Source organism: Pseudolactococcus laudensis, from assembly GCF_013449735.1.
Lineage (GTDB): Bacteria > Bacillota > Bacilli > Lactobacillales > Streptococcaceae > Pseudolactococcus > Pseudolactococcus laudensis.
The window spans coordinates 64,864-81,122 of record NZ_JACBNY010000003.1 but is presented as its reverse complement, the minus strand read 5'-3'; the positions used below and the strand labels follow the sequence as shown (position 1 = coordinate 81,122).

The following is a 16,259-nucleotide window of genomic DNA, read 5'->3' as shown; positions in this document are numbered from 1 at the left end:
TCCTTTATCACACCATCAATTTGATAAACTTGTGTAGATTTTTTCAGCAGTTGCATCCGTAGTGGCGATTAATAAAATCGTATCATCATCTGACAGCACTGTAAAAATCAACGGTTCAAAGCGTGTCAACAAGCGATGTTTAAGTAGCATAGCTGACCCTGGACTTGTTCTAATCGCCAATTGATTACCCTGTTTTTTTATTTCTTCAACAACTGATTTAAAAAACTCTGCATCTGTATTGAGCCGATTGCTTTCAGGCAAGGCATAAAGATAACCACCAGTTTTAGCCGGTACTTTTACCAAACGCAGTTCTCGCATATCACGTGAAACAGTAGCCTGTGTGACTTCAATATTTAAATCTAAAAGGGCGTTTACTAAGTCATCTTGTGTCATGATGTCTTGCTCAACCAATATTTTTTTGATTAAATCAATCCGTTCACTTTTTTTCATCTAATTCTCCATGTGCATCTGCAACAACCGTTTTAATCTGTGGCGTCACTTGATCGATCACTTCTGCATTTTTTGTCAAATGCAATAGAAATTCAATATTGCCATGACCACCTTTTATAGGTGAACTCGTCAAGCCAATAGTCGAAAAGCCTAGACCATTTGCCATATTGACAACCGTTTCAATCACTGTTTCATGAATTTTGGCATCTTTAATAATGCCATTTTTACCGATTTGTTCACGCCCTGCCTCAAATTGTGGCTTAATCAACGCGACAACATGACCACCTTCAAGTAAAATATCGAATAAAGCTGGTAAAATCAAAGCCAGACTGATAAAAGAAACATCAATTGATGCAAAAGTCGGCAAGTCATGGTTAAAGTCCTCTGGTTTGGCATAGCGAAAATTAAACTGCTCCATGACAACAACACGGTCGTCTTGTCGAATTTTCCAGGCTAGCTGATTCGTTCCAACATCAACAGCATAGACTAACTTAGCCCCGTTTTGTAACATAACATCAGTAAAACCACCTGTTGATGAACCAATATCAATAGCAGTTTGATCTAAAACCGAAATTTTAAATATGTCAAGCGCTCTCGCCAGTTTCAAACCACCTCGGCTGACATAAGGTAACTTTTCACCCTTAATCATCAACTCTAAATCATCGGAAACTTTCTCACCTGGCTTATCAAAGCGCTCTCCGTTGAGGGCATTGATGACAATACCTGCCATGACACCACGTTTTGCCTGTTCGCGTGTGTCAAATAGTCCTTGATTATAGGCTAGGACATCTACTCGTTCTTTAGTCAATTTTTAATCTTTCAATTTGTTTCAAAATGTTGTCAGGTACTAGCTGCGTTGTGTGCGAAAGCTCCGCCAAAATACTTTCAGCTGCCGCCAGATTGGCTGACAATTCTGCCTTGGCACCTGCTAAACCTAATAATTTAACATAGGTCGACTTATCTGCAACTTCATCTTTACCAGGTGTTTTCCCGATTTGGTCAAATGTTGCAGTGACATCTAAAATGTCATCTCGGATTTGGAAGGCTTGACCGACTTTTTCCCCTAGATTGCGGAGTGATAAGATGACTTCATCTGACTGCTGCGCGATAAGGCCTGCGGCAACGAAAGGAAACGTTAGCATTTTACCTGTTTTCAGAGCATGAATTTGTTTCAGCTCCTCAAAAGTGAGGGCTTGCGTCTCTCCATCCATATCCAAGACTTGACCTGCAACCATCCCGTGACTGCCTGAGGCTAGCGCTAATTCTTTTACTAATGCAACAACGACTCCTGAAGGTAGGTCGGCATTTGCCAGTAAAAGATAGGGGTCAAGTAAGAGGGCATCTCCTGCCAAAATCGCCTGTGCCTCTCCGAAAACTTTGTGATTGGTCGGTTTGCCACGACGAAAATCGTCATTATCCATGGCCGGTAAGTCATCGTGAATGAGCGAACTAGTATGGATCAGCTCCACAGCACCAGCTACTTTGAGATGTTCTGTCGTGATGCTCACGCCAAAGGCCTGCAAGGTTTCAAGTAGAAACAAGGGTCGAATCCGCTTGCCACCTGCTTGAATCGAGTATTGAATACTCTGCGTCAGGTGGGCTACTAAATCATCCGCATCATAAAAGTCATCAAAAATACTTGTCAATGCTGTCAAAAGTGCTTTATTGTCCATCGAATACTTGCTCTGTCCCGTCATCTGCCATCACTTTTACCAAGGTTGCCTCAGCATCTTTCAAGGTTTTTTGTAGGGCTTTAGATAACTTCATGCCTTTTTGAAATTCCGCGATTGCCTCTTCCAAAGGAACATCACCATTTTCTAAGCGCTTGACGATATCTTCTAATGCTGCTAAATTTTCTTCAAAAGTTACTGCTTTAACCATTTTTCACCTCTACATTTATCTGACCATCTGAAACCTCTAAGCTTAGATAATCACCTATTTTAACATCTTGAGTAGACTTAACTACTTTTTGTTCTGCCGTTCTTGCAATTGCAAAACCGCGTTTGACAATTTTTTCTGGGTCAATCAAGCTCAAACTATCATAAGCTTTTTCTGCTCGTGTTTTTTGTTGCTCAAAAAAGTTAGTAAAATTAATTTTTAAACTCGCTATTTCACGGTCTAAATATCGACTGGATTCTGTGATTTTTTGCGACAATCGTAAACTTGTCAAGCGGCTTGTCAAAAGTGCTTGGGCTTGCTGTTTTTTTTGATAATGCTGTTGTAAGTTCTGGGTTAATGTACTTGTTAACTGGTCTAATTTTTGCAGATAACCATCATATAAACGTTCAGGCTGCCGAAAAATCACTGAATTTTGAAGTCTAATGAGACTTTCTTGTCCTTGATTGACACTGCGTTGTACACTGGTGCTAAGTCGCATTTCACTGTTTGTCAAATACTGTAAAATATCTAATTTCGTGTTTGGTGTTGCAAGCTCTGCTGCGGCGGTAGGAGTTGCAGCCCGTCTATCCGCAACATAATCCGCTAATGTCGTATCCGTTTCATGTCCAACTGAGGAAATGACTGGAATTCTTGATTCAAAAATCGCACGTACAACGATTTCTTCATTAAAAGCCCATAGGTCCTCAATTGACCCACCACCTCGACCGATGATTAGGACATCCAAGTCTAAACGTTCATTGGCTTCGCGTATGCGACTGGCAACTTCTTCGGCTGCACCATTGCCCTGTACTTTAGCAGGAAATAACAAGATTTCTGTCATCGGAAAGCGGCGATTGACGGTAGTAATAATGTCACGAATGACTGCACCACTAGGGCTTGTAACGACACCGATTTTTCGCGAAAAGGCTGGGATAGCTTGCTTGAAGTCAGGATTGAAGAGACCTTCGGCGGATAATTTTTTCTTGAGTTGCTCGAGCTGAACCGCAAGGGCGCCAATACCGTCAGGCATCATTTTTTCGATGATAATCGAGTAAGAGCCACCCGGTTCATAGAGCTGCACGCGGCCAACAAGGTTGACTTTCATGCCTTCTTCTAGTTCAAAGTTGAGCTTAGAGAAAGCGCCCGCCCACATGGTCGCTTGAATCACGGATTTCTCATCCTTGATTGCAAAGTATTGGTGTTTGGGACGGCGTCTAAAATTGGAAATTTCGCCCGTCAGAAAAACCCGCTCCAAATAAGGGTCACGGTCAAATTTAGTCTTTAAATATTTAGTTAATGTTGACACACTCAAATATTCTGTCATGATACTATTGTACCAAAAAAACGGGAAATTTTCCCCGTCTGAATTTAGTGCTTATTTGTCCAAAGTCCGTTTGGCTGCCTCATAGGTTTGCTCCATTAACATGGTGATTGTCATTGGGCCAACACCACCTGGTACTGGTGTAATGAGGCTAGCAATTGGTTCAACCTCATCAAATTTGACGTCACCGATTAACTTGCCATTTTCATCTCGGTTCATACCGACGTCGATGACAACAGCTCCTGGTTTGACGAAATCTGCCGTGACAAAATTGCCACGCCCAATTGCTACCACTAAAATATCCGCTTGTTTGGCTATTGTTGGTAGATTTTTTGTTCTCGAGTGGGCGATTGTAACCGTTGCGTGTCTGTCTAGCAACATCTGTGCCATTGGTTTCCCTACAATATTAGAGCGTCCAATCACTAACGCGTTCTTGCCTGCCACCTCAACACCATAAGTCTCTAGCATGACCATGATGCCCGCTGGTGTTGAGGGGATCATGACAGGATTACCTGACCAGAGGCGTCCCATGTTGGTTGGGTGAAAACCGTCAACGTCCTTATCTGGGTCAATAGCGAGTAGGATTTTTTCTTCGGAAATATGTGCTGGCAAGGGGAGTTGCACTAGTATGCCATGCCATCTATCGTCTTGATTGAGTTGTGCAATCAAGTTGAGTAGTGCTATTTCTGTCGTTTCTTCTGGCAAACGAATGACTTCCGAATGAAAGCCTGCTGCAGAGGCGCGACGCTCTTTATTTCTGACATAGACTTGACTTGCTGGGTTTTCGCCAACTAAAATCACGACCAGACCTGGTGTGACACCGGCAGACTTTAAGTCATCAACTTTTGTTTTCAATTCAATTGCCATTTTATCGGCTAATGCTTTGCCGTCAATTAAGGTCATGTTGTTCTCCGTCTTTCTTTTTTACCTTAGCGTTATCACTTTTATTGTTAGCAAAAAAACGAGGTATGACACTATTTTAACAAAAAAACAGCGAATTTACCGCTGTTTCTCTGCTGTTTTTGGTGCTGAATATGTAAAATGTTCGGTATTACTATGTGTCAGTTCAAATGATGCCTTGCAACAGCAAGTCACGCTTTATGCTACTTTCTGCTGTTTGAAAGGCAATCTTTCGAACAGAACGTGGTAAAAATTTTCTGATGTCATCTTCATTATAGCCAACTTGAAGTCTTTTTTCATCAACGATTAATGGTCGTCTCAATAAGCTTCTATTTTTTTCAATCACTTCAATCAAGCGACTCATGGATAAATCTTCCAAATCAACATTTAATTTTTTATAAGCCTTACCACGTTTAGAGATAATCTCTTCAGTTCCGTTCTCAGTTAATGTTAGGAGGTGCAGAATTTCTTCATCTGTCAGCTCTGCTTTCATCAAATTAATTTCTTCATATTCTAAATTGTGTTCGTTCAACCACGCTTTAGCCTTATCACAAGACGAACTGTGGGCAACTGTGTATATTTTAATCATAACCCTCTTATCTTTAAATAATATTAAAAAATTACGAAAACTTAAACAAATTTGTTATTTAATTCGTTTATAAAATTATTATATCGTAACTAAATGCTTTTCTAAATGGTTTTAACTATATTTTAATGTTATTTTTTGTTACAATTATATAACAAAAAAGCTTATCTTTTAGCAAGATAAGCTTTTTTTGATTGCAACATCGACCTGTGCCATAATCTCACTACTGAGATGTCCCGTTTTTTCTCGTAAACGGCACTTATCAATTGTTCTCATTTGCTCACACAGTATAACTGAATCTGAGCCAACTCCTGCCGCCTCTTTACAAATCGCAACATGAGTCGGTAAAGCTCTTTTTGTCTTTTTCGCTGTAATAGCCGCAACGATTGTCGTTGGTGCAAAAGTATTACCTGCATCGTTTTGAATCACCAAAACAGGCCTAACTCCCCCTTGTTCACTTCCTGTCACTGGTGACAAATCGGCAAAAAAGACATCTCCCCTTAATATTTCTCTACCCATTTATATATATCCGTTTTATCCTATCACTTAACAAACAAACAACTTCATAATTAATAGTCCCACGATGTACTGCAATATCGTCTACTGTTATTTTTTCATCTCCATCTTGTCCAATCAAAGTTACTTTTGTTCCAATTGGTAATGTTTCATTTAAAGCAATTGTCATCTGGTCCATAGAAATCCGACCGATAATCGGACATTTTTTTCCATTGACTAAAACGTAGAACCCAGTCATATCACGCGTCCAACCATCCGCATAACCAATTGGTACGGTACCTACAATTGTTGGTTTTTCTGCGACGAATGCCGCACCATAACCAACCGTCGCCCCTTTTTCAATGGTCTTGATATGTGTCAATTCTGATTTTAACTCAAGCGCTGGCGTTATTTCATAAGTCATTTCAAGCGTTTGACCACTTGGATTTAAGCCATACATAGCATCTCCTAAGCGTTCAATATCTTGAATTGTTTCCTTATGCCAAATACCAGCAGCCGAATTACTAGAGTGAACATACTGTGGGCGACGACTTAAATCTGATACAATCGATTCAAATTTCGTCCATTGTGACTCAAATTTTTCTTGTGCAACTTCATCTGCTGTGGCAAAATGTGTAAAGATACCATCAAATACCATGCCGGACTGGTCTGCTAGTGCAATAATCTCATTTGCTTCTCGAGCTGTCGTCACACCAATCCTTCCCATACCAGAATCTACCTTGATATGGTATTTCAAATGCTCAGTTTCGACATCTTCAAGATGTTGTACGACGAGTTTAAGCCAATCCAATGAAGGAACAGTTACAGCAATACGTAAGTTAACAGCAATATGGATGTCTTCTGGCACAATGCCACTCAAGACTAAAATCGGTTTGACAATGCCATGACTTCTAAGTTCAATTGCCTCATCAAGGTTAGAGACACAAAAGCCTGACACTAAGTCATTGGCGCTTTGCGCCACATCATTGGCACCATGTCCGTAACCATTGGCTTTAACAACTGCCCAAATATTGGTGTGATTGCCTGTATACTTCTTGAAGTTCTCTATATTAGCCTGAATCGCTGCAAGATTAATGATTGCTTGCGTTGGCCGATGTGTACTTGGTTTCATTTTTTATTCACGACTTTCTAAAATGACGAAAGCAATAGCTTCCAAATGACTATGACTAATGGATACATGCGCCATTCCTTGTTCAGAAAAAGGATGCTGAATAAACTTTGGTGCACCTAACTCATCTGGTAAAATGGTCATATCTTGAAAGGATAGTTGACCGCCAATACCGGTACCATAGGCTTTGGAGTAGGCCTCTTTAGCTGCCCAACGGCCACCTAAAAACTCGATTTGGCGTTGCCCCGATAGCGACATAAATTTTGCCAATTCATTTTCTGTGAGCACGCGTTGCGCAAATTTTGGATTTCGAGTTAAGGCCTTTTCAATCCGAGAAAGTTCAATATTATCAACACCATTACCATAAATCATATTCTAATTATAACAAAAAAATCCCCTTGATTGGGGATTTAATCATTTTGATGCTGATTTAAGCTTGTTTTTTTATTAATCTATCAGTCACAATTCCTGCTACCATAGCATCACTGACATTAAGTGCCGTTCTTGCCATATCAATTAGAGGCTCAACACTAATGACAAGCCCTACAATAGCAATCGGTAAATTCATAGAAGATAGAACGATTAAGGATGCAAACGTTGCACCACCACCTACACCCGCCACACCGAGCGACGAAATCGTCACAATCGCAATAAGTGAGAAGATAAATTCAATTGAGAAAATGTTAACCCCAACCGTCGGTGCAACAATCGTTGCAAGCATGGCTGGATAGATACCAGCACAACCATTTTGACCAATTGATAAACCAAAACTTGCTGAAAAGTTAGCAATTGCCTCGTTCACACTAAATTTTTGAATTTGCGTTTCAACATTCATCGTCAGTGTCCCCGCACTCGTCCTTGAGGTAAAGGCAAAGAGTAACGTTGACCACGCTTTACTCAAAAACTCACTCGGTGATACTTTCACCCAAAGTAAAAGAACAAAGTGAACGACAAACATCACAATAATTGCCGCATAACTTGCGATGATAAATCGTCCAAGATTAACAAGCGCCTCAAAATCACTCGTCGCCATAACACGTGCCATTAAAGCAAATATACCAAAAGGTGTGAGTCTCAAGACTAAAGTCGTCACACGCAAGATAATTTTTTCAAGCGACTGAATCAAATCAGCAAAGGTTTGAGATTCCTTTGCGTACTTTCTTTGAATGCCTAGAAAAGCAATTCCCAAAAAACTAGCAAAGATAACCACGGCAATCGTGCTTGTCGGGCGTGTTCCAGCAAAATCTGCAAATACATTACGAGGAATCAAATTAAGCAACTGCTCAGTGATTGGTACCCCCTTAACCTGGAGTTGTTTTTCTGAAAGCGCAGCAATTCTTTCTTTTTCAGCCGCTCCTTCAGAAAAAACGGCACCATTCAGACCAAAAGCGATAGCTGATAAATAACCAACAGCAGCTGATATCGCAGTTGTTCCCAATAAAATAGCTAGAACATTACGCGCCATTTTACCCAAATTTTTCGATACCTCTAACTTTGTAAAAGCCCCAACAATAGAGATAAAAACAAGCGGCATGACTAGCATTTGCAACAGAGCCACATAAGCATCCGCCACCAAAGAAATCCACGATAGACTCGTAGAAAAGTTAGAAACTTTTTCGAACAAAAGTCGAATCACTAAACCGAAAATAATACCGCCAAATAAGCCAAAAAGCACCCGCTTGTTAAAGCTAATATGCTTTAACTGCAACCGAAAAAGCCATAGTAAACTACCAATAAAACCTGATAGTATAATAAGTAATGATAAGATAGTCATGAATTCCCCTTTAAATTAATATAGACCTATTTTCTCATGCTATTTTATCATTTGACATATCAAAAATTTATGCCCGTGATAAAGATATACAAAACACCAATAGCCACAAGCTCAATCATAAAAAAACACCTCCAATTCAGAGATGTTTTTTTACATTTAACTATCTTATTTCGCTAATTCATAAATTGCCTCAGCATAAATTGCCGCCGCACGTAATAAGACATCGACTGGAATAAATTCATTGGCTTGGTGCATCGTGTCAATGTCACCAGGGAACATAGCACCGAAGGCTACGCCGCGTTTAAGTAAGCGACCAAAAGTCCCACCACCAATAATTTGCTCATGACCTTTAAGACCTGTTTGTTTTTCATAAACGGAAAGCAAAGTGCTCACCAATTCATCATCCATTGGCACATAGTGCGGTGTGTGCTCATGCGCTGATTTAGTGACTTTTTCAACACCTTCAAGTGCTGCGAGTACTTGATAAATCGCATCAGAATCTGTTCCTTGCGGGTAACGGAAATTCAAGGCAATGGTATTGTCAGATGACTTATCGTCAAAGTTAAAGACACCCGCATTCATAGACAAAGCACCCATTTTAGGATCTTCGAAGGCAACACCTGTTTTGTCACCAGCATGATCTTCAATTAACATCGTTCCCGCAATTTTAGTGAATGGAGACACAACGCCGATTTCATCAAGGAATTTAGCAAGGTAAGTGGCACCATTAACACCTTTTTCTGGCATGGCACCGTGAGCTGAACGACCATGAAGAATAACCGTTACTCGACCATCTGAATTAACTTCAGTCTCAAATCTAAGATTTTTATCTGCATGTGCACTAACAAATGCTTCAAGTTTGGTGTTTAAATCTGCTACATTACCGGAAATCACGGCAGTTGCTGATTCTGGTACCATGTTTTCACGCAAACCACCTGTAAAGCTATGCAAGTGAACAGCACCTGAATTGTCACCCGAGATATGTAGATACTCAGTGATATTACCTTTTTCACCATTGATAATTGGAAATTCCGCATCTGGTGAGAAACCAAAGTCAGGCTCAGGTAATCCTACATGTGCGAAATAGTAATCCATGTCACCCCAACCTGATTCTTCATCAGTTCCTGCGATAAAGCGGATTTTTTTAGTCAATGGTACATTCAATTCTTTTAAGATTTTTAAACCATAGTAACACGCCATTGTAGGACCTTTATCATCTGATGCGCCACGGGCATAAATCTTCCCGTCGCGGATTTCAGGTTCATAAGGATTGCTATCCCAGCCAGTTCCTGCGGGGACAACGTCCATGTGTGCAAAAATACCAAGAACTTCTGCATCTTCAGGTAGGTCGTCACCATAAGTAAAGTGACCAGCATAGTTGTCAACGTTTTTCGTCGCATATCCGTCACGCTCAGCTAAACTCAAAAATTGTTGGAGTGCAGCAACTGGACCCGGTCCAAACGGTGTTTCCGGTGTCACTTGGCTATCATCACGTTCTGAGTTAATTTTCAAAAGTGAAAATAAGTCTGCTAATAAGTCTTCTTTTCGTGCAGCAACCTCTGCTTTAAAATCAATATGTGTCATTTTCTTCCTAATAACCTTTCTTTATACTCGTCATATTCCTCTGCTGTAATTAAACCTTCTTCCATTGAAAGCTTAGCAGATGACAATTTTTCATACATTGTGGATGTGTCATAGACAACTTTTGGCTCTGCCGTTTTTTCAGGCATAGGCTGTTGTTGTGGTGGTTCTTGCATAGGTGCATTTGTTTGATATCCACCATACATGTGACTATTTTTGATGTCACTCACACCTTCTTGGATTCGTTTGGCAATTCTTCTAACGACACTTTTCGTCCAAAAGACTGAAAAATTATCACCTAAAGACTCCACTCGAACATGCCCCCAAATAATGTGAGTGATCGGCTCGATATTTTTAATATAGTTGAGCGGAATTGAGGATACTTTGTGAAAAAAGGGGCGCCAACGAGCATAAACTAGCCGATTCTCATTCGTAATGATGTAGGCATAATAACCTTGCGTGTTAAAAAATTTCGGGTCTGCTTGCGCACCTTCGTTTTCCTCGCCTTCGTCATCATCGTAGTCTGTATGTCTACCAATAAAACTAGAAACAGCGTATTCATCATCTAACAAACTTTCTGCTACAACCTTAAAATGTAATTTCTGCAACCATGCGCCCCAAATGTTAAAACCAAGTTTATTTTCTCGCGCAAAGCGATACATATCATCTGCCGTCCAGAGCTGGGCTTTGTTTGTCATCTGTCACCTCTTTTCATATCGTCGTATCCTTATAACTTTGTTTCCCGTAATCACTATTTTATCAAAAAAACAAGCAAAATTGCGATTTTGATGCATATTTTTGCGATTTGATGACCTGCCTATTCTTGCTCACCTTCTGTTGGTGATAGGGTTTCTTTGATACGACGTGCGACTTCATAAGGGATGCCTGCTTCATGAATCGCTTCAGGCGTTGCTGCCTGGATGTTAGTCAGAGATTTAAACGTGCGCATCAATTTCTGTTTACGTTTCGGCCCTAAGCCGTCAATACCATCCAATTTGCTAGAAAATGAATTTTTCGAGCGAACTTGTCGGTGAAAGGTAATGGCAAATCTGTGAACTTCATCTTGAATTCGCTGCAACAAGAAGAATTCCTGACTTTGTCGACTCAATGGTACAACTTCCAAAGGGTCTCCGAATAGTAACTCTTGCGTTTGGTGCTTATCATTTTTCGCCAAACCTGCTATTGGAATATCGAGCCCTAAACTATCAAGAATTTCCTTGGCTGCATTAATCTGACCAACACCACCATCCATGATGATTAAATCTGGTAAAATACCATCTTCTTTAATGGCACGACTATAACGCCGCAAGATAACTTCTCGCATACTAGCATAATCATCCGGTCCAACGACAGTCTTGATTTTAAATTTACGATAATCCTTTTTAGAAGGTTTCCCGTCAACAAAGACAACCATAGCACTAACTGGACTTGTCCCCATGATGTTAGAGTTATCAAAACTCTCAATCCGACGTGGCGTCGGAATATTCATGATAGTTCCTAGATTTTCAATCGCGCCGTGTGTTTTTTCGATATTTTTCTCAGCCAATTCAAATTTTTGCTGTAGGCTAACACGTGCATTTTTCGTTGCGAGATTTACCAACTGTTTCTTTTCACCACGAGACGGTTGAATCACTTTCGTTTGCGTCAAAGCTTGAACTGATGCCAAGTCAATATCCGACGGAATAAAAATTTCCTTGGGAATAAAATGGTCAGCCCCTTTATAAAATTGACCAACGTAAGTCAGAAAGTCTTCATCTGCATCATTATAGTAGGGAAATAAATTCACATCGCGTTGAATAAGTTTTCCTTGACGCACAAAGAAAACTTGCACACACATCCACCCCTTATCTACCGCATAACCAAACACATCTCGGTCTTGTAAATCATGATTCATAACCCGCTGCTTAGTTCTAAGTGTTCCGATGCTCTTAACTAAATCACGGTATTCAGCAGCTTTTTCAAATTCAAAACCAGCTGCAGCCTCATGCATTTTTGACTCTAACTCTTTGACAATCTTGTCCTCACCACCATTGAGAAACTTAGTGATTTCCTCAGTCATTCCTTCATAAACTTTAGGGTCAACATCAAAAACACATGGCGCCAGACACTGGTGCATATGATAATACAAACAAACTTGATTAGGCAAGACATTACACTTACGCAAAGGAAAAATTCGGTCGAGCAGATGCTTGATTTCATTAGCCGCCCCAACATCCGGATAAGGGCCAAAATAATGAGCCTGATCCTTTTTAACTTGCCGCGTAATCAAAAGACGTGGGTACTTCTCGCGTGTGATTTTAATAAAAGGGTAGGACTTATCATCCTTGAGCATGATATTATATTTAGGCATATTCTCTTGAATAAGATTAATTTCCAAGAGTAACGCCTCGATATTCGACTCTGTGACAATAAATTCAAAATCAACAATTTCTGATACTAATAATTCAGTCTTAGTATCATGTGAGCCACGAAAATATGAGCGTACCCGATTTTTTAGATTTTTGGCTTTACCGACATAGATAATCGTCCCATTTTTATCTTTATGCAAATAACAGCCAGGATTGTCTGGCAGTATGGCTAGTTTTGCCTTGATTGTCTCATTCATAGTATCTTTATTATATCAAAAAAACGCCCTTTCGGACGTTTTCACAACCTTTAATTAAAAGTTGTTGATATCGAAATCATCACCTAAGAAGTCAGCAAGTGAGAATCCTTCTTGTGTTTCTGGTAATGTGTATTCTGGTTTAGTGTTACGACGTGGCGCACGTGGTTTAGCATCACGACGTTGTCCACCTTGTGCAGCGTTACCTGAATCGTTTGAACGTTCTTTACGTGCAGGCGCTTCAGTCAATGCTTTGATAGACAATGAGATACGTTCTTCAGCTGGTTTCACGTCAAGTACTTTAACTTGAACGGCTTGACCTACTGACAAGACATCTTTAGCGTTTTCAACACGTTCCCAAGAGATTTGAGAAATGTGAACCAAACCTTCAACACCTGGGAAGATTTCAACGAAAGCACCGAAGTCAGTGATACGTTTAACAGTACCATCGAGAACAGAACCAACTGGTGCTTTTTCATCGATGTCATCCCAAGGGCCAGGCTGTGTAGCTTTAAGAGAAAGTGATACACGACCAGCTTCTTCATCAACTTTCAAGACTTTAACTTGAACAGTTTCGCCAACTTTAACGACATCGCTAGGTTTTTTAACGCGTCCGTGAGCCAATTCAGTCACGTGAACAAGTCCGTCAACACCACCAAGATTGATGAAAGCACCAAAATCAGTTGTACGTGCAACAGTACCTTCAACGATATCACCTTCGTGCAAGTTAGCAAATGCTTCAGCACGTTGTGATTTAGATTCTTCTTCGATAACCGCACGACGGCTCAAGATGAAACGTTTTTCAGCAGCGTTAACTTCGATGATTTTAGCATCAAATTCTTCACCGACAAATTTCTTAGTATCGCGTACAAAGTAAGTGTCAATCATAGATGCTGGGATGAAACCACGAACACCGTTGAAGTCTACTGACAAGCCACCTTTAACGTCTTTTAAGACTTTAACAGTGACAACTTCGCCTTCTTTACCTTCAAGGTCAGCAAAAGCTTTACGTGCAGCAAGACGTTTTTCAGAAAGCAAGTAAACATTAGCACCTTCTGATTCTTTACCCACGATTTGTTTAACAACCAAGAGTTCCTTAACTTCACCAGCTTTGACGAAGTCATTTATATCAGCGTCACGTTCGTTAGTGAGTTCGCGAAGTGTCAAAACACCTTCAACACCTGTACCAACGATAGCTACAGTAGCTTGGTCGCCTTCGACAGTGAGGATTTCACCGCTTACGACGTCACCGACTTTAACGTCACCGACGCTGTTCAATAGTTCTTCAAATTCGTTCATTTTTTAAAAAGTTTCCTCCAACAATTTGACTGGCACACATCTTTTACGATATATACAGTCCTAATGTTTATCTTACCATAATTATTCCTAAAAAGAAAGTGATTTTTGTATAGAAATCGCTTTTTATTTTATATTTGACTTGATTTTTGTAAAAATTCAGCAATTTCAGCTGTTTTGCCTTCGTGTAATCCTTTCACAATGTAAGAGCCAACAATGACACCGTCGACTGCTTTACGGAAATTTTCAACATGAGCGATGGATGACACACCAAAACCAGCTAAGACAGGCGCATCAGAAATCTCAGCTAATTTTGCCAAGTGTTGATTCAAATCCGCTCGGTAATCGTGGCCAGCTCCTGTGACACCATTGACCGTCACAGCATAAATAAATCCTTGGGCATCTTTCACTAATTCAGCTTGGCGTTCTGGAATACTGGTCAAAGTCACAAGTGGTACCAAAGCAATATCAGTATCTGTTAAAAACGGTGCAATCATATTTTCATGTTCACGTGGGACATCAGGCAAAATCAGTCCTTTTACTGGTGTGTCTTTGAGGTCGTTGACAAATTTTTCGATGCCATATTTATAGATTGGATTGAAATAGGACATGATGACCAGTGGTACATCTGTTTTGATGGTTTTCAGGGTTTCGATGACCTTCGTCAAAGTCGTCCCATTTTTCAAAGCGCGAATCCCCGCTAATTCAATCACAGGGCCGTCTGCTACTGGATCTGAAAAAGGGATACCGACTTCAATGGTGCTGGCACCATTTGCCACCAAAAAGTCGATGGTTTCAGGGAGTCCCGCGATGCTATTTGCGTGATCGCCCGCCATGATATAGGGCACGACCAGGGTTTTGCCAGCTGATTTGAGTGTTTCTAAGTGTTGTCGTAAGGTTTTCATCTTAAAATTCTCCTTTATTTGAACTTCAAGCTAACTTCTGTAGAAAATAGACAATTTATGAACCTGCGCAAGCGCAGAACCAGCAAATTCCTAATTTTCTACAGAAGTTTGCGACGATGTCGCACCGCTTTCAGTATCATGATTTTCAGCGCGGGCTTTGATCTGCGCGACATCCTTGTCACCGCGGCCGCTGAGGCAGACGATGATGCTCTCATCTTTGCTGTATCGTTTCGCCAAGCTTGGCAGCTGGGAAATGGCGTGTGAACTTTCTAGCGCGGGGATGATACCTTCAGTAACGCATAGCATTTTGAACCCTGCTAATGCTTCATCATCAGTAGCTGAGATGTACTCTGCTCGACCTGTTTCGTTCCAGTGACAGTGCTCAGGCCCAAGGCCTGGGTAGTCCAAACCAGCTGAAATACTATAAGCCTATTGCACCTGACCATTTTCATCTTGGAGCAGGCGCATGATGTTGCCATGGAGAACGCCATCTGTGCCGCGATTGATAGAGGCAGCCGTTTCACCGCTATCAAGACCACGACCAGCCGCTTCAACCCCGATCATCGCAACTGATGCATCATTGACAAAAGGATAGAAAAGTCCAGCTGCGTTTGACCCACCGCCAACACAAGCCACAACAGCGGAAGGAAGTTGGCCTTCTTTTTCGAGGATTTGCGCCCGCGCTTCTCGTCCAATGATGGCTTGGAAATCACGCACCATTTCTGGGAAAGGAGCTGGACCAGCAGCTGTACCTAAGATGTAGTGGGTGTCTTCAACACTTTCAACCCAAGCACGAAGGGCGGCATTGACCGCATCTTTGAGGACACTAGAGCCATCAGTTACAGGCACAACTTCTGCACCTAAAAGTTGCATGCGGAAAACGTTTAGTTCTTGGCGTTGCACGTCGATAGCGCCCATGTAGATTTTACAGTCCATGCCAAAAAGCGCGGCAGCAGTTGCCGTTGCGACACCATGTTGTCCGGCACCTGTTTCTGCGATGATTTTATTTTTACCCATTTTTTTAGCGAGCATGACTTGTGCTAGGGCATTATTAATTTTGTGAGCACCTGTATGGTTGAGGTCTTCACGTTTGAGGTAGATTTTGGCGCCACCACATTTTTCAGTCAGATTTTTCGCGAAGTAAAGGGGATTTTCACGACCGACATAGTTTTTGAGGAGGTCTGATAATTCGGCTTGGAAAGCTGCATCCGTTTTACTAGCCTCATAGGCAGCTTTGAGTTCTTTGACAGCGTACATCAATGTTTCGGGTACAAAGGTGCCGCCGTAAGTGCCGAAGAAACCGGCTTGGTCTGGGTTTTGGTAGGTCATGGTGTCTCCTTAT

At 41.0% G+C, this 16,259-nt stretch carries 16 protein-coding genes and 1 pseudogene; all 17 read right to left on the bottom strand.

Features of this window, described 5'->3' with window-relative positions; all coding sequences use genetic code 11:
* Window positions 1–15 precede the first annotated feature (15 nt).
* The 17 genes and pseudogenes from HZR21_RS03065 to trpB all read right to left on the bottom strand — a co-directional run bounded on the left by HZR21_RS03065 (window position 16) and on the right by trpB (window position 16,246).
* On the bottom strand, window positions 16–450 hold the full coding sequence (locus HZR21_RS03065) for an arginine repressor (RefSeq protein WP_180746285.1): 435 nt from the start codon (window positions 448–450) through the stop codon (window positions 16–18).
* Entirely contained in the window at window positions 437–1,258 is an 822-nt protein-coding gene (locus tag HZR21_RS03060) for a TlyA family RNA methyltransferase (RefSeq protein WP_180746283.1), read from the bottom strand. The genes HZR21_RS03065 and HZR21_RS03060 overlap by 14 nt, the downstream gene beginning before the upstream one ends.
* Window positions 1,251–2,123, bottom strand: coding sequence for a polyprenyl synthetase family protein (locus HZR21_RS03055; protein ID WP_246307790.1), 873 nt, complete (start codon window positions 2,121–2,123; stop codon window positions 1,251–1,253). The genes HZR21_RS03060 and HZR21_RS03055 overlap by 8 nt, the downstream gene beginning before the upstream one ends.
* A complete protein-coding gene (locus tag HZR21_RS03050) occupies window positions 2,113–2,331 on the bottom strand; it encodes an exodeoxyribonuclease VII small subunit (RefSeq protein ID WP_180746281.1) in 219 nt (72 codons plus the stop codon). Before HZR21_RS03050 ends, HZR21_RS03055 begins: the two co-directional genes overlap by 11 nt.
* On the bottom strand, window positions 2,324–3,652 hold the full coding sequence (xseA, locus tag HZR21_RS03045) for an exodeoxyribonuclease VII large subunit (protein ID WP_180746279.1): 1,329 nt from the start codon (window positions 3,650–3,652) through the stop codon (window positions 2,324–2,326). Before xseA ends, HZR21_RS03050 begins: the two co-directional genes overlap by 8 nt.
* Window positions 3,653–3,703: 51 nt before the next feature.
* Window positions 3,704–4,552, bottom strand: coding sequence for a bifunctional methylenetetrahydrofolate dehydrogenase/methenyltetrahydrofolate cyclohydrolase (locus HZR21_RS03040; RefSeq protein ID WP_180746277.1), 849 nt, complete (start codon window positions 4,550–4,552; stop codon window positions 3,704–3,706).
* A gap of 163 nt (window positions 4,553–4,715) precedes the next feature.
* Complete coding sequence (gene spx, locus HZR21_RS03035; RefSeq protein ID WP_180746276.1) at window positions 4,716–5,138, bottom strand: transcriptional regulator Spx; 423 nt, start codon at window positions 5,136–5,138, stop codon at window positions 4,716–4,718.
* A gap of 168 nt (window positions 5,139–5,306) precedes the next feature.
* Window positions 5,307–5,654: a type II toxin-antitoxin system PemK/MazF family toxin gene (locus HZR21_RS03030; RefSeq protein WP_031365832.1), complete on the bottom strand. Its 348-nt coding sequence runs from the start codon at window positions 5,652–5,654 to the stop codon at window positions 5,307–5,309.
* Window positions 5,647–6,762, bottom strand: coding sequence for an alanine racemase (gene alr, locus HZR21_RS03025; protein ID WP_180746274.1), 1,116 nt, complete (start codon window positions 6,760–6,762; stop codon window positions 5,647–5,649). The genes HZR21_RS03030 and alr overlap by 8 nt, the downstream gene beginning before the upstream one ends.
* A gap of 3 nt (window positions 6,763–6,765) precedes the next feature.
* Window positions 6,766–7,131, bottom strand: a complete 366-nt coding sequence (gene acpS / locus HZR21_RS03020; protein ID WP_003139078.1) for a holo-ACP synthase — start codon at window positions 7,129–7,131, stop codon at window positions 6,766–6,768.
* A gap of 58 nt (window positions 7,132–7,189) precedes the next feature.
* A complete protein-coding gene (locus HZR21_RS03015; RefSeq protein ID WP_180746272.1) occupies window positions 7,190–8,533 on the bottom strand; it encodes an L-cystine transporter in 1,344 nt (447 codons plus the stop codon).
* A 165-nt stretch (window positions 8,534–8,698) separates the two neighbouring features.
* Window positions 8,699–10,117: a dipeptidase PepV gene (pepV, locus tag HZR21_RS03010; protein WP_180746270.1), complete on the bottom strand. Its 1,419-nt coding sequence runs from the start codon at window positions 10,115–10,117 to the stop codon at window positions 8,699–8,701.
* Entirely contained in the window at window positions 10,114–10,812 is a 699-nt protein-coding gene (locus tag HZR21_RS03005) for a hypothetical protein (RefSeq protein ID WP_180746268.1), read from the bottom strand. The genes pepV and HZR21_RS03005 overlap by 4 nt, the downstream gene beginning before the upstream one ends.
* Before the next feature lie 119 nt (window positions 10,813–10,931).
* The gene (gene uvrC / locus HZR21_RS03000; protein WP_180746266.1) at window positions 10,932–12,719 is read right to left on the bottom strand and encodes an excinuclease ABC subunit UvrC; all 1,788 of its coding nucleotides are present in this window, start codon (window positions 12,717–12,719) and stop codon (window positions 10,932–10,934) included.
* Window positions 12,720–12,773: 54 nt separating this feature from the next.
* Window positions 12,774–14,015 (bottom strand): 30S ribosomal protein S1, encoded by a 1,242-nt coding sequence (gene rpsA, locus HZR21_RS02995; RefSeq protein ID WP_003139086.1) that lies wholly within the window; start codon window positions 14,013–14,015, stop codon window positions 12,774–12,776.
* A gap of 128 nt (window positions 14,016–14,143) precedes the next feature.
* Window positions 14,144–14,917: a tryptophan synthase subunit alpha gene (trpA, locus tag HZR21_RS02990; protein ID WP_180746264.1), complete on the bottom strand. Its 774-nt coding sequence runs from the start codon at window positions 14,915–14,917 to the stop codon at window positions 14,144–14,146.
* A 90-nt stretch (window positions 14,918–15,007) separates the two neighbouring features.
* Window positions 15,008–16,246: pseudogene (gene trpB / locus HZR21_RS02985) on the bottom strand (tryptophan synthase subunit beta).
* Between the last annotated feature and the right edge of the window lie 13 nt (window positions 16,247–16,259).

Bases quoted from the DNA above. Each gene is read 5' to 3' on its own strand.
- HZR21_RS03065 (WP_180746285.1), bottom strand. From the start codon at position 450: ATGAAAAAAAGTGAACGGATTGATTTAATCAAAAAAATATTGGTTGAG.
- HZR21_RS03055 (WP_246307790.1), bottom strand. From the start codon at position 2,123: ATGGACAATAAAGCACTTTTGACAGCATTGACAAGTATTTTTGATGAC.
- HZR21_RS03050 (WP_180746281.1), bottom strand. From the start codon at position 2,331: ATGGTTAAAGCAGTAACTTTTGAAGAAAATTTAGCAGCATTAGAAGAT.
- xseA (WP_180746279.1), bottom strand. From the start codon at position 3,652: ATGACAGAATATTTGAGTGTGTCAACATTAACTAAATATTTAAAGACT.
- HZR21_RS03040 (WP_180746277.1), bottom strand. From the start codon at position 4,552: ATGACCTTAATTGACGGCAAAGCATTAGCCGATAAAATGGCAATTGAA.
- spx (WP_180746276.1), bottom strand. From the start codon at position 5,138: ATGATTAAAATATACACAGTTGCCCACAGTTCGTCTTGTGATAAGGCT.
- HZR21_RS03030 (WP_031365832.1), bottom strand. From the start codon at position 5,654: ATGGGTAGAGAAATATTAAGGGGAGATGTCTTTTTTGCCGATTTGTCA.
- alr (WP_180746274.1), bottom strand. From the start codon at position 6,762: ATGAAACCAAGTACACATCGGCCAACGCAAGCAATCATTAATCTTGCA.
- acpS (WP_003139078.1), bottom strand. From the start codon at position 7,131: ATGATTTATGGTAATGGTGTTGATAATATTGAACTTTCTCGGATTGAA.
- HZR21_RS03015 (WP_180746272.1), bottom strand. From the start codon at position 8,533: ATGACTATCTTATCATTACTTATTATACTATCAGGTTTTATTGGTAGT.
- pepV (WP_180746270.1), bottom strand. From the start codon at position 10,117: ATGACACATATTGATTTTAAAGCAGAGGTTGCTGCACGAAAAGAAGAC.
- HZR21_RS03005 (WP_180746268.1), bottom strand. From the start codon at position 10,812: ATGACAAACAAAGCCCAGCTCTGGACGGCAGATGATATGTATCGCTTT.
- uvrC (WP_180746266.1), bottom strand. From the start codon at position 12,719: ATGAATGAGACAATCAAGGCAAAACTAGCCATACTGCCAGACAATCCT.
- rpsA (WP_003139086.1), bottom strand. From the start codon at position 14,015: ATGAACGAATTTGAAGAACTATTGAACAGCGTCGGTGACGTTAAAGTC.
- trpA (WP_180746264.1), bottom strand. From the start codon at position 14,917: ATGAAAACCTTACGACAACACTTAGAAACACTCAAATCAGCTGGCAAA.